The sequence below is a fragment of the Streptomyces sp. NPDC002520 genome, assembly GCF_053595235.1.
The window spans coordinates 352556-365121 of sequence record NZ_JBSFXG010000002.1 but is presented as its reverse complement, the minus strand read 5'-3'; the positions used below and the strand labels follow the sequence as shown (position 1 = coordinate 365121).

Below are 12566 nucleotides of genomic sequence, written 5' to 3'. Positions count from 1 at the left end.
GGGGGTGTCGTCGCCCGACGGCCCTGTCTCCCGACGTTCAAGGAGTGCGCCACGTGTCCTCCCTCTTTCCCGCCCTGGCGGACGGTCCGGGCGAGCGCAGCGAGATGGGGGTCCCCCCGGACGAAGTCCGGGGGAGGGTCGCCCTGCGGTTCGGCGAACGGTCGCTGACGTACGGCGGACTCGCGGCGGCCGCGGGCGCGGTCGCCGCCCGGGTGCGGGGCGCCGGCCGGGTGGCCGTGTGGGCGACCCCGGAGCTGGAGACCGCCGTCGCGGTGACGGGGGTGCTGCTCGCCGGGGCGGCCGCCGTGCCGCTGAACCCGAAGTCGGGCGAGAAGGAACTGGCGCACATCGTCGGCGACAGTGCGCCGGGCCTGGTGCTGGCCGCTCCGGGCGCCGAACTGCCCGCGGCGCTCGGCGGGCTGGAGCGGGTGGACGTCGACGCGTCCGCCGCCGCGAGCATCCCGGAGGTGCCGGTCTCCGACGGCGACCCGGCGCTGATCGTCTACACCTCCGGCACCACCGGCCCGCCCAAGGGCGCCGTCATCCCGCGCCGGGCCCTCGCCGCGACCCTGGACGCGCTGGCCGACGCCTGGCAGTGGACCGGGCAGGACGTGCTGGTGCACGGGCTGCCGCTGTTCCATGTGCACGGGCTCGTGCTGGGCACGCTCGGCCCGCTGCGGCGCGGCGGCAGCGTCCGGCACCTGGGGCGGTTCAGCACCGAGGGGGTGGCCCGGGAGCTGAACGAGGGCGCGACCATGCTGTTCGGGGTGCCGACGATGTACCACCGCATCGCCGAGGACCTGCCGGACGACCCGGGGCTGGCGAAGGCGCTGGCCGGGGCCCGGCTGCTGGTCTCCGGCTCGGCCGCGCTGCCCGTGCACGACCACGAGCGGATCGCCGCGGCCACCGGCCGGCGGGTGATCGAGCGGTACGGCATGACGGAGACCCTGATGAACACCAGCGTGCGGGCCGACGGGGAGGCCCGCGCGGGCACCGTCGGCGTGCCGCTGCCGGGCGTGGAGCTGCGGCTGGTCGAGGAGGACGGCACGGAGATCGCCGCGTACGACGGGGAGAGTGTCGGCGAGATCCAGGTGCGCGGCCCGAACCTGTTCACCGAGTACCTGAACCGGCCCGACGCGACCGCCGCCGCCTTCACCGCCGACGGCTGGTTCCGCACCGGTGACATGGCGGTGCGCGAGTCCGACGGATACGTGCGGATCGTCGGGCGCAAGGCCACCGACCTGATCAAGAGCGGGGGTTACAAGATCGGGGCCGGCGAGATCGAGAACGCGCTGCTGGAGCATCCCGGGGTGCGGGAGGCGGCGGTCACCGGGGAGCCGGACGCGGACCTGGGTGAGCGCATCGTGGCCTGGATCGTCCCCGCGGACGCTCAAGCACCGCCCGCCGCCGAGAAGTTGGCCGATCACGTGGCCCGGCGACTGGCACCGCACAAGCGGCCCCGCGTCGTCCGGTACCTGGACGCGCTCCCCCGCAACGACATGGGTAAGATCATGAAGAGGGCGCTGGTGGCCGATGCCTGAGCGGCTGTCGGCCCGCCAGGTCCTCGCCCTGGTCGCGGACGAGGGGACCTTCGCCGAACTCCCCGACCTGATAAGGAAGCCGCGGACGGACGGCCCGCTCGGCTGGGAGGGGTACGACGCCTCGCGCGCCCGCGCCGCCGAGCGCACCGGCGAGGAGGAGTCCGTCGTCTGCGGCACCGCGAACGTCGAGGGCACCCGTGCCGTACTGATCGCGTTCGAGTTCGGCTACCTCGGCGGTTCCCTGGGCGAGCGCACCGGTGACCGGACAGAGGCGGCCTACCACCACGCCCGTGCCCACCGGCTCCCGGTCGTCCCGCTGGTCGCCACCGGAGGCAGCCGGATGCAGGAGGGCATGCTCGCCCTGACCCAGCTCCAGCGGGTGGCCCGCGAGTCGGCGCTCACCCGGGATGCGGGCCTGCCGCAGATCGCGGTCCTGCGGGACCCCACGACCGGCGGCGGCTGGGCCACCCTGGGCGCCGGCGCCGATGTGATCCTGGCCCTCCCGGGCGTCCAGGTGGGCTTCGCGGGCTCCCGGGTCCGGCCACCGGACGCGGACCCGGCCGCCTACACGGCGGAGGCGCAGGTGGCGGCGGGCTCGGCGGACGCGGTCGTACGCCCGCAGGAGCTGCGGGAGACGCTGGGCCGCTGGCTGCGGCTGCTCACCACCCCGGCGCGGGAGGCCCCGGCGCCGCGTGCCCTCGGCGCCCCGGATCTCCCCGCCACCGGCTGGGAGGCCGTCCGCCGCGCCCGCTCCCCCGAACGCCCCCGCGCCCAGGCCTACCTGGACGCCTACTTCACCCACCGGGTCGCCATCGGCGGCGACCGCTGCGGCGGCACGGACCCCGACGGCATGCTGTGCGGGTTCGGCGAGCGGGACGGCCGTACCGTCGCGTACGCGGCGCAGACCGGGGCGGCGACCCGGCCGGCCGGGTACCGCACCGCGGCCCGGCTGATCCGGCTCGCGGGCCGGCTCGACATCCCGGTGCTGACGCTGGTGGACACACCGGGCGCGGCCAACGACGCCGAGGCCGAGCGGCAGGGGGCCGGGGCCGCGATCGCCGAGCTGTTCGGGGAGGTGGCCTCGGCCCGGGTGCCGGTCACCACACTCGTGATCGGCGAGGGCGGCTCGGGCGGGGCGCTGGCACTGGCCGCGCCCGGCAACACCTGGGCCACGCCGGACAGTTACTTCTCGGTGATCGCCCCGGAACTCGCGGCGGCGATCCTCAAACGCCCGCCGGAGGAGGCCGAGACGACCGCGGGACAGCTGCGCATCCGCCCGCAGGACCTGCTGGAACTGGGGGTGGTCCGGGGCATCGTCGACGCCCCGGACCACTCTCACTCCTGAATCACCGCTCCTGAACTACCTGATCCCGGCGGTCACTTCACCGCCACCGCCCGGATGATCTCCTGCTTCACCGAGCCGCCCTCGTCGTCCTGGGCCGAGGCCCGCAGGGAGACGGACGTGGCGTCGCCCGGCACGGTCAGGGTGCCGCTCCAGGAGGCGCCGCGGCCGGCGGTGAGGGCCACCGCCTGCCAGGTCTTGCCCTCGTCGTAGGACACCTCCAGCTTCCCGCCGCCGAGGGTCCCGGTGCCGGACGCCTTCGCCACGTACTCGGCGCCGAGGCCGACGGGGATCCGCTTGCCTGCGGCCACCTTCCCGGCGAGGTCGGTGTCGATGTCGTAGGAGAGGTTGATCAGCGGCAGGTAGGTCCAGCGGTCCTGCGGGGTGGCCGCCGACCGGAAGGTCCACTCGCTGTGGCCCTTCGAGGCGGGCTGCCACGTACCGGCGTCCAGCGCGGTGTCGGTGACCACCTTGTAGGTGTGCTCGTCGGCGGGCGCGGTCCACACGTAGGAGGCGGAGCCGGTGCGCACCCGGTCGACCAGGGTGCCGTCCAGGTAGACGCCGGACTTCTGGGTCATCCCGCTGTCCGGGCTGTACGCGTCGCCGAAGCCGGTGTGGTCGGGTCCGGAGTCGCCCCAGCCCGGGGTGTTCAGCTGGATCTGGTTCCCGGCGCGCTGCTGTCCCCAGGCGAGCCCGGTGCCCAGATACGGGTGCCACACCGGGCGGAACCAGTTCAGCCGCGGGCTCGTCCCGCCCTCGTAGCGCACCAGACCGCCGCGCTCCTCGAGGGCTCCGTCGTGGGCGGTGACGGACTCGTGCCAGAGCTGGCCGGCGCCGGTGGAGACGTAGTCGGTGCGCTCGGCGGGGAAGTCGACGCGCTGCTGGAAGCCGAGGCCGATCTTGAAGGTGTCGGAGAGCGCGTAGCGGAACTCGCCGCCGCTCACCGGCTCGGCCGCGTGGAACCTGACTTTCACCGCGGCGAGTTGGCCCTCGGTGGGCGCGTAGGTGAGGTCACGGTCCGGGACCGCGCCCCGGTGGCTCTGCGCCAGGTCGTACACGTAGGGCGAGTTGCGGGTGCCGGTCATGTCGACCGTGCCCGCCGCCCGCAGCCGCGCCGCGTCCGCCGCGTCGACCGTGGCGATCTGCAGGGGCCGGTCGGAGCCGTCGTCGGCGCCCCACCAGCGCATCAGCCGGCCCGGCTCGTCGTCGGTCACGAACAGGGCCTCGGCGCCCGCGTCCTGGGCGGCCTGGGCGAGGGCGACGGGGTCGGCGTCGGGGGCGAGCCGCGCGAGCACCGCCTTGCCGGACACCCCGGTGACGGGCCCGTCACCGACGTCGACCAGCGGCAGCCGGGTCCGTCCCTCGATGAGGGTGCCGCCCACCTGGACGGTCGCGTCGGTGACTCCCTTGACCTCCAGCAGGGGCTTGCCGAGCCGCCACACGGTCCGGTACTCGAAGCTGCCCTGGGTGACCTTCTTGGTGGGCGCGGCGAAGACGCTGTCGTAGGTCAGGGGCACCTGGACCGCGTCGAAGAGGTCGGAGCCGTTCGCGTTGCGGACGTCCTCCATGATCAGCTGCTGGGTCTCGGTGCGCCGGTCGACGTCCGCCTTGATCTCGCGCAACGTCCGCCCGTCCAGGGTGACTTCGCGGTCCTGGTCGAGCTTGATCTCGGGGTCGGAGAGGAAGCCGAGGCCGAGCGAGTCGGCGCCGTGGCTGCCGTGCACGTCAAGGTAGGAGGTCAGGCTGTAGGTGCCCGGCTTCAGCCGCAGCTTCAGGGTGCCGGAGTCACCGACCTGTGCGGGGAACGCGTCCACCTTCGCGGCGAGGGTCTGCACGCCGAGGTAGGCCGAGGTGGGCGAGCCGTCGCGGTCCTTGACGTGGACGGTGAGCGTGTACCGCTCCTCCTCCTTGACCATCCCGAACGCGGTGTGCGCGAGCTCGGTGCCGTCCGCGCCGGTGGCCACGATCTGCCCGCTGGTCTGCCCGACCGGCGCCTTGGAACCGTCACCGGTGACGGTGGTGGAGGCGGTGCCGTGCGCGGGGACGGTGAGGGAGGAGTCGGCCAGGGTGGCGACGCCGTCCGGGGCGCCCTGCGCGGAGAGGTTCAGCCGCACGTCCTGGTCGGAGGAGTTGCGGTAGGTGACCGTCCGGGTGACGGGCTTGTTCCCGTCGTACGGCCAGCTGTAGAAGCCGAGGTCGGCGCTGCCGGTGGCGGTGATGTCCGCCTTCACGGCGCCCGCGACGCTGAGGCGGCCGGCGCCCAGGTCGTAGGGGGACGCGTCGAGCTGCCTGGAGCTGGACATCAGGGCGTCCTTCAGCTGCGCGCCGGTCCAGTCGGGGTGTTCCTGGGCGAGCAGGGCGGCGGCGCCGGCGACGTGCGGGGTCGCCATGGAGGTACCGCTCAGGGTCGTGTAGTAGCCGCTGCCGGAGACCAGTTGGGAGCGGGCGGCGAGGATGCCCACGCCGGGCGCCGAGATGTCCGGCTTGAGGGCGTTGTCGCCGTAGCGGGGGCCGCGGCTGGTGAAGTAGGCGGCCTGGTCGGCGGAGTCGACCGCGCCGACGGTGAGGGCCGCGTCGGCGGCGCCCGGCGAGCCGATGGAGGACGGGGAGCCGGTGTTGCCGGCGGCGATGACGAAGAGGGTGCCGGTCTCGTCGGAGAGGCTGTTCACCGCCTGGGCCATCGGGTCCGTGCCGTCGCTGGCCTCGGTCGAGCCGAGGCTCATGGAGACGACCTTGGCGTGCACGTCCCGGGCCGCCCACTCCATGCCGGCGATGATCTGGGACTCGCTGCCCGAGCCCTGGTCGCTGAGCACCTTGCCGACCGCGAGGGTGGCGTCGGGCGCGACGCCCTTCTCCTTGCCGTCGGATGCGGCGCCGCTGCCGCCGACGGTGGAGAGGGTGTGGGTGCCGTGCCCGTTGCGGTCGGCGACCTCCTGCCCCTCGATGAAGCTCTTGGTGGTGCTCACCCGGTTCGCGAGGTCCGGGTGGCTCAGGTCGGCGCCCGTGTCGAGGACGGCGACGGTGACGCCCTTGCCGGTGAGCCCGGACTCCCAGGCCGACGGCGTCCCGATCTGGGCGTTGCTGTCGGCCATGTCGGCCTTCACCCGACCGTCGAGCCAGACCTTGCCGACGCTGTCGCCGCGCGTGAAGGCCTTCCAGAAGGTGCGGCCCCGGTGGGCGTCGACGGCCGCCCCGCGCAGGCTCGGCAGGTTCCGGGTCCGCTCGGTGCCGGCCGGGGCGGCGGCGGAGCGGGACTTGCCGTAGGTGACGATCAGCGGCAACGCGTCCGCCTTGGCATCCGTGAGCCCCTGCCGGATCAGCCCGCTCACGTCGAACAGCCGCCGGTCCAGGGTGCCGGCCTTCAGATAGGGCAGCGCCTCGTCCGGTACGACGGTGATGTCGCCGTTCTGCGTCTGGGTCCGTACGGCACCGGTGGCCCCCCGGGGCCGCTGCACGGTGGCCGTCTTCCGCCCCTGCCCCAGGTCGGTGACGGTCACCTTGTCGCCGGTGACGAGGGTGACGGTGGTGGCGGCGTCCGGGCTGCGCGGGGCCGGGTTGACGGCCTCCTGCGCGAGGGACGGTGCCGACGGCGACAGGGCGATCACGAGCCCCGCCGACAGCAGTGCCGCTCCGCGTCCGACTGGTCCTCTGGTCATCCACGCCTCTTCTCGTGTCGAGTGCGTCGGGTGCGTCGAGTGCTGGGACGAGTGTCATGTGCCTCGTGGTGCACGGCGGCCGACCGTCGGTGGCGGAAAGTCGTACTGGCGTGTTCCCGCCAGCGGGCCGCGCCCCGAACCGAGGCCCGCCGCCCCCGGGACGAATCGGAGACATCCCAAGTCCCCGTCGGCAACAATGGAGTTGGCAAGGAAACACGCGGACGGGGGGCGGACGTCGCCATGAACAAGCTGATGGAGTTCACCACGGAGGACGGTGCCGTCGTCACGGTGGAGGCCACGGACGCCACGGGCGGAACCCGGCTGGTCTCCAACGCCCAGGGCGGCCCCGCGGCCCAGGTCGCCCGCACCTTCGAGGCGACCCTGGACGGAGTGCGCGCGGCCACCCTCTCCGCCCTGCGCGTCTTCCGGGACGGCACCCTGCGCCCCGACTCCGTGGAGCTGGAGTTCGGCGTGAAGCTGACCGCCGAGGCCGGCGCGATCATCGCCAAGGGCGCGGGCGAGGGACAGCTGGTGGTCCGGCTGGCATGGACGTCCCAACGTCCGGCACAGGACGCGACCGCCCGCACCGACGCGTCGGCGACCACCTCACCCGGACCCGGCACTCCGCCGTCGCCCGGCCCCGCGGCCTCCGCACCGCGGGTGCCGGGCCCGACGACCGTCTCGTGATCCGCGCGCCCGCCCCGAGCGGGCCGCGGCGGTGTCGGCCAGCATCAGGTACCTGCACATCCAAGGCACCGAGAAGCTGAACTCGTTCCATACGTTCGTCGTGGTCTCCGGCGGCCTCCGCTCCCTCCCGCACGCCGCACGATCCCTCTGATCAGGAGACACGCCCGATCCCCGGCAGCGACACGCCGAAACCCCCCATTCAGCGGCACCCCGCCCGGCCCCCTCCAGAAGGCACCCACCCCCGCATCCCGCGCAGGATGCCAGTGGGCCTGCCGATCCGGCGGCCGTTCAGGGCCCGCCTACCCGGGAGGATCGCCGTGACCGTCAGGCTGGAGCAGTTGCGCCGCTGCCACTTCGCCGTCGACCTGGGTGCGGCCCGCACGCGGGTGTACGTGAAGGGCGCCGGTCTCGTCGTCGACCAGCCCTCGGCCGCGGCCATCAACACCCGTACGGGTGCGCTGATCGCGGTCGGTGACCTCGCGGAGCAGATGACGGGACGGACGCCGAGTTACATCAGGGTCGTACGGCCCGTGTCCGGCGGCACGGTCGTCGACATCGAGATGGCCCAACGCATGCTGCGGCACCTGATCGGCGACAAGACGCGCCGTGCCCTGCGCCGCAAGCCCCGGCTGCGCGCGGCCGCCTGCACCCCGCACGACGCCGATCCGCTGGCCCAGCGGGCGACGATCGAGACGCTGGTCGGGCTGGGTGCCCGGCGTGTGGAGCTGGTGGACACGCTGATCGCGGCCGCCGTGGGCTGCGGGCTGCCCGTGGAGCAGCCCGAGGCCACCATGATCATGGTGTGCGGGGCGGCGGCCACGCAGGTCGCCGTGCTCTCCCTCGGGTCCATCGTGACGGCCGAGCGGATCCCTGTCGGCGGGGAGGCCGTGGACAACGCGATCGTGCAGCATCTGCGGCACGCGCACGAACTCATGCTGCCTCTGCAGTCCGTACGGCCGTTGCAGATCGCCCTGTCCGACACCGGGCTCACCTCGCAGGGCCCGACCTCCACCGAGATCCACGGGCGGGACGTCGCCACCGGCCTCGCACGCAGCGTACGGGTCGACACCGCCGCGATGCGCGACGCCATCCAGACCCCGCTGACCGGCGTCCTGGACGCCATCGGCACGGTGCTGCGCGCCTGCCCGCCCGACCTGGTGGCCGACCTCGCCGACCGCGGGATCGTGATGGTGGGCGGCTCCGCGCTGCTGCCGGGGTTCGACCAGATGCTGCGGCAGGCCACCGGGATGCCGGTGCACATCGCCGAGCGGCCCGACATCTGTGCCGCGCAGGGCCTCGGTGCGATGATGGAGGGCAGGATCGAGCCGCTGGTCCTGGACCCGCTGGCCGCCTGAACCGCCCCGGCCAGGGCGGTACCCGAAGATCCGGCGCCCTGGATCCGCCACCGCACGTGCCGCCGTCCCCGTCCGTCTCCTCGCCGCCCGAGCCCGCGCACCGAGGATGCCGACGGGACGGCGGCATACACGCGTCCTGGCGCTCACACAGCTGAATCGGGGCCCGCAGGTGCGCACGCGTCGAGGCCCGCGGGCGCGCCCGCCGATCAGTACGGCAGGATGCGCCCCGAAGGCGTCCTGCGGTCGATCTCCTGCCCGCGCGGGGCCTGGGGCCGACGACTGACACGCACTCGGATCCGACGGTCCATGACGCCCTCCTCCTGCCGGCACCGTCCGGCAGTGGACGCCGGTAGGAGGACCGTGCCCCGGACACAGCATGTCCAAGCCAGAACCGGACCAACTCTTCCGTTTCGGCCGACGGTTGAAGAGAGGACATCCGGGCCGGGCAGCGACCACGGCGACCGCGAGAACCCGCTGTTGTCCCGGCGGAACACCCCGACGAAGCCGCTCTCCGGCTTCTGTCAGGACGTCACGATCGCTCCGGGGCCGCTGCCCGCATGCGCTGCGGAGTCCAGCGATTCTCAAGGTCCGGCATCGTCTTTCTCGCCCTTTGGACGGTCACCCCGTCGCCGGAAGAAGCTCCGCCGTCGGCCACGTGGAAGCCTGCGACGACCGCCGCCGCTCCCGCCGCGAGCCCGAGCGAATCCAAGGGCCTTCGCATCAGGGTTGCCTGCCGGGGACAGGAAACATCACGCCGCGACCCACGAACTGGAGGGCAGCGGTCTCCGGGCCGGACAGCGCTGACGAGTTCGGCGGCGGCAAGCCCTTCGGCATCCTGGATGGTCAGTGACGGACAGCGGACTGTTGCCCGGCCGGAGTGCCGCCGCTCGCGACGACAGCACCGGGGGCTCGCTCTGGGCCAGTTCGACCGACGCACGCAGCGCGTCGGCTGGTGAGAAGCCCGCGCCGACGGGCGACTGGTCCAGCAGCACCGACAGGCGCGGGGCCGACGCCGCCGCCCCGCTCATCGCGCGCCCCGCACGATCGCCGGCACGATCCGGTAGTCCCGCTGGAAGACCAGGTTGTGCAGATCACCGGTGGCGATCGCGCGCAGCGTGGGCACCTCCGCCGCCGCCTGCTCGGGCGTGAACACGTTCAGCGGCCAGTCGTGGACGGTCGCGCCTCGCAGATGCGGATGGTGGAAGCCGCCGCCGTAGTACGCGAAAAGGGTGATCGGCGCGATCCTGGTCTCCCGCTGCTCGGGCCACGACAGCGTCCAGCTCGCCCCGAGCCCCCGGTCCTGGGTGCGCCGGATCCCGCTCGCCGTCACCTCACCGGTACCGAGGAGCAGGGCGGTGTCGAACTCCTCCAGCACCTGGACGGCGTACGGGTGGAGCAGTTCGACGGCCTGCTCGAAGTGCCGTTCCTTGCCCCGGCGCGACACGGTGTCGCCGCCCTCGCCGTGGGTGCCGTCGCGCAGGTCCCCGAAGTGGCGCAGCAGGGCCGCGATGTGCGGCAGTCCTGTCTCGGGCCGTGTGGTGGTCATTGAGACTCCTTCCCTGATTCCAGTTGCTCGCGCAGCGCCGTGCCGAGCCAGCGCCGCAGCCCCGGGTTCCCCGCACCGGGACCGCCGGCGGCGAGGAAGGTCGCGTGCGGGGTGCCGGGGAAGGTCTTCAGCCGTACGGCGTTGCCCGTCTCGCGCAGCAGCCGGGCGTACTCCGTGACGTCGTCGCGGACGGGATCGAGCTCGCCGACCGCGAGCAGGGCCGGGGCCAGTCCGCCCAGCCGCTCTGCCGCCAGGGGGGTGCTGTACAGCGGGGTCCCGCCGCGTACGGCGGTTTCCACCCCGCCGCGGTACGTCTCCCAGGCCAGCCGGAGGTCCTCGGCCGCAGGGAAGGCGCCCCGCTCGCTGGTGTAGGAGGCAGCGGCGCAGTCGGGGTCCAGTGGCGGGTAGGCCAGCACCTGGGCGGCGAGCGGCTGGTCGCGGTCTCGGCGGGCGAGGGCCGCGCAGGCGGCGATGGTGCCACCCGCGCTGTCGCCCCCGACCGCCAGCGGCTCGCCGTCCGCCGCCTGTTCCCCGGCCCAAAAGAGCGTGGTCAGCACGTCCTCCAGCTGGGCGGGGTGCCGGTAGCCAGGGGCCAGCCGGTAGCCGGTGCTGACCACCGTGCACCCCGAGGTCCTCGCGAGGTCCATGACGGGCCCGTGCCAGTGCTCGATCGACCCGGCCTGCCAGCTGCCGCCGTGCACCCAGACCAGCCAGCCGTACGGGCGCGATCCGGGCCGGTAGATCCGTACGGGTATGCGATGGGTCCCCGCGTCGAGCCAGTCCGGCCGCCACTGCACCTCACCGGACCGCCGGCCGTCCGGACGTACGGCCCTGTCCTCGTCCGGAGCGGCCGGGCCGGTGCGGGGTTCGTACCGTCGTGAGTTACTGCGCACTCGACCGCACACCACGCAGGAACACGGCGCTGGTGAGGGCACCGAGGAGGACGAGGGCGGCGTTGACCGCGATGGCCGTCTTCAGACCGCCGAGCACGGCCGAGGCTCCCGTGCCGGCCATCGCGGCGGTTGCGATGGCGCTCATGATCGGCGTGCCCATGGTGATGCCGATCTGCTGGGTCATGGTCGCGAGCCCGGTGGCCAGGCCCTGTTCGTGGTCGGCGAGACCTGAGGTGGCGGTGACCATGAATCCGACGATGACGAGCATGTTGCCCACACCACCGACGAAGGTGGCGACCAGCAGCAGCCACATCCAGGAGCGGTCGTCGCCGAGGCCGAGCAGGGCGGCCGTGAACACGGTCTGCAGGATGCCGCCGGTGATCAGGGTCTGCTTGCTGCCGATCTTCCCGATGACCTTCGGGGCGACCGAGCCGCCGACGACAGTTCCGATGCCCAGCACACCGAAGGACAGACCGGCTGCCAGCGGGGAGAAGCCGAGCACTTCCTGGAGGTAGAGGGTCAGCAGGAAGACCAGGGAGGTCTCGGTGAGGAAGGCGATCAGACCGGCGACGTTGCCCCAGGCCACCGAACGCTTGCCGAGCACGCCGAGCGGCACCAGCGGGGCGCTCACCCTGCGCTCGACGGCCCAGAACACGATCAGCAACAGCAGGCCGACCGCCAGTGACAGCAGGGCGTTCGCGGAGCCCCAGCCGTGCTCACCGGCCTGGGTGAGGCCGAAGACGATGGCCAGCAGACCGAGGGTGACGCTGACTGCGCCGGGCACGTCCAGCTTCGGGCGCTCGTCGGGCCGGGACTCCTTGATGACCGTCGGGGCGACGATCAGGACGGCGAGGGCGACGGGCACGTTGATGAAGAACGCCCAGCGCCAGGAGAGCAGGTCGGTCAGCAGGCCGCCGAGGATCGCGCCGGTGGTGAATCCGGCGGACATCAGAGCCCCGTTGAGGCCGAGGGCCTTCTCCCGCAGCGGGCCCTCCGGGAACGAGGTCGTCATGAGCGAGAGGCCGGCCGGGGTCACCGCAGCGGTCGCGAGCCCCTGGAAGACACGGGCCGTGATCAGCACCTCCGGGTTCTGTGCCAGACCGCCCACGAGCGAGGCCGCGCCCAGCACCACCAGACCGCCGAGGAAGAGCCGACGACGGCCGAACAGGTCCGCGACCCGGCCGAACAGCAGGGTGAAGCCCGCCGCGCACAGGGCGAACGCGGTGCCGATCCACTGCAGATGCGCCAGAGAGAAGCCCAGACCCTCGCCGATCACCGGCAGCGCCACGTTCAGGATGGAGAAGTCCACGGCCAGCATGAACTGGGCCGCGAGCAGCAGCACCAGCACCAGCCGCAGGCGCGGGGTGAGGACGGGCGGGGCCGTTCCCACGGCCGTAGCGGCCGTGTCCGAATCAGTGACGGACATGACTCGAGTCCCTTTCATTAGAGTTCGTTCGAGTTCGTTCGAGCTTCTTCGGTGCGTCTGTCGTGCGCACCGCTGGGAAAGAGACTTGTCTCGGCCCGGGACCCCAGCCAGCACCCTGTC

Annotated in this window: 8 protein-coding genes; 4 read left to right on the top strand and 4 right to left on the bottom strand. The window is 73.2% G+C overall.

What is annotated here, in order from left to right:
- Positions 1-53 precede the first annotated feature (53 nt).
- Both ACWD5D_RS04730 and ACWD5D_RS04725 read left to right on the top strand, forming a co-directional pair.
- A complete protein-coding gene (locus tag ACWD5D_RS04730) occupies positions 54-1541 on the top strand; it encodes an acyl-CoA synthetase (RefSeq protein ID WP_451371328.1) in 1488 nt (495 codons plus the stop codon).
- Positions 1534-2886, top strand: coding sequence for a carboxyl transferase domain-containing protein (locus tag ACWD5D_RS04725; protein ID WP_451371327.1), 1353 nt, complete (start codon positions 1534-1536; stop codon positions 2884-2886). Before ACWD5D_RS04730 ends, ACWD5D_RS04725 begins: the two co-directional genes overlap by 8 nt.
- 32 nt (positions 2887-2918) lie before the next feature.
- On the opposite strand, the gene ACWD5D_RS04720 is transcribed toward ACWD5D_RS04725, so the two are convergent.
- Positions 2919-6539, bottom strand: a complete 3621-nt coding sequence (locus ACWD5D_RS04720; RefSeq protein ID WP_451371326.1) for a S8 family serine peptidase — start codon at positions 6537-6539, stop codon at positions 2919-2921.
- A gap of 240 nt (positions 6540-6779) precedes the next feature.
- On the opposite strand from ACWD5D_RS04720, the gene ACWD5D_RS04715 reads away from it, so the two are divergent.
- Positions 6780-7226: a CU044_2847 family protein gene (locus tag ACWD5D_RS04715; RefSeq protein WP_451371325.1), complete on the top strand. Its 447-nt coding sequence runs from the start codon at positions 6780-6782 to the stop codon at positions 7224-7226.
- 317 nt (positions 7227-7543) lie between these two features.
- A complete protein-coding gene (locus ACWD5D_RS04710) occupies positions 7544-8581 on the top strand; it encodes a rod shape-determining protein (protein ID WP_451371324.1) in 1038 nt (345 codons plus the stop codon).
- Positions 8582-9605: 1024 nt separating this feature from the next.
- Here ACWD5D_RS04710 and ACWD5D_RS04705 read toward each other — a convergent pair.
- The 3 genes from ACWD5D_RS04705 to ACWD5D_RS04695 are packed head-to-tail and all read right to left on the bottom strand — an operon-like array spanning position 9606 to position 12446.
- A complete protein-coding gene (locus tag ACWD5D_RS04705; RefSeq protein WP_451371323.1) occupies positions 9606-10127 on the bottom strand; it encodes a hypothetical protein in 522 nt (173 codons plus the stop codon).
- A complete protein-coding gene (locus tag ACWD5D_RS04700; protein ID WP_451371322.1) occupies positions 10124-11020 on the bottom strand; it encodes an alpha/beta hydrolase in 897 nt (298 codons plus the stop codon). The genes ACWD5D_RS04705 and ACWD5D_RS04700 overlap by 4 nt, the downstream gene beginning before the upstream one ends.
- The gene (locus ACWD5D_RS04695) at positions 11010-12446 is read right to left on the bottom strand and encodes an MFS transporter (RefSeq protein ID WP_451371321.1); all 1437 of its coding nucleotides are present in this window, start codon (positions 12444-12446) and stop codon (positions 11010-11012) included. The genes ACWD5D_RS04700 and ACWD5D_RS04695 overlap by 11 nt, the downstream gene beginning before the upstream one ends.
- Positions 12447-12566: the final 120 nt, after the last annotated feature.

What these genes read in the sequence shown, in the direction of transcription:
- ACWD5D_RS04725 (WP_451371327.1), top strand. Translation starts at nt 1,534, where the DNA reads ATGCCTGAGCGGCTGTCGGCCCGCCAGGTCCTCGCCCTGGTCGCGGAC.
- ACWD5D_RS04720 (WP_451371326.1), bottom strand. Translation starts at nt 6,539, where the DNA reads ATGACCAGAGGACCAGTCGGACGCGGAGCGGCACTGCTGTCGGCGGGG.
- ACWD5D_RS04715 (WP_451371325.1), top strand. Translation starts at nt 6,780, where the DNA reads ATGAACAAGCTGATGGAGTTCACCACGGAGGACGGTGCCGTCGTCACG.
- ACWD5D_RS04705 (WP_451371323.1), bottom strand. Translation starts at nt 10,127, where the DNA reads ATGACCACCACACGGCCCGAGACAGGACTGCCGCACATCGCGGCCCTG.
- ACWD5D_RS04695 (WP_451371321.1), bottom strand. Translation starts at nt 12,446, where the DNA reads ATGTCCGTCACTGATTCGGACACGGCCGCTACGGCCGTGGGAACGGCC.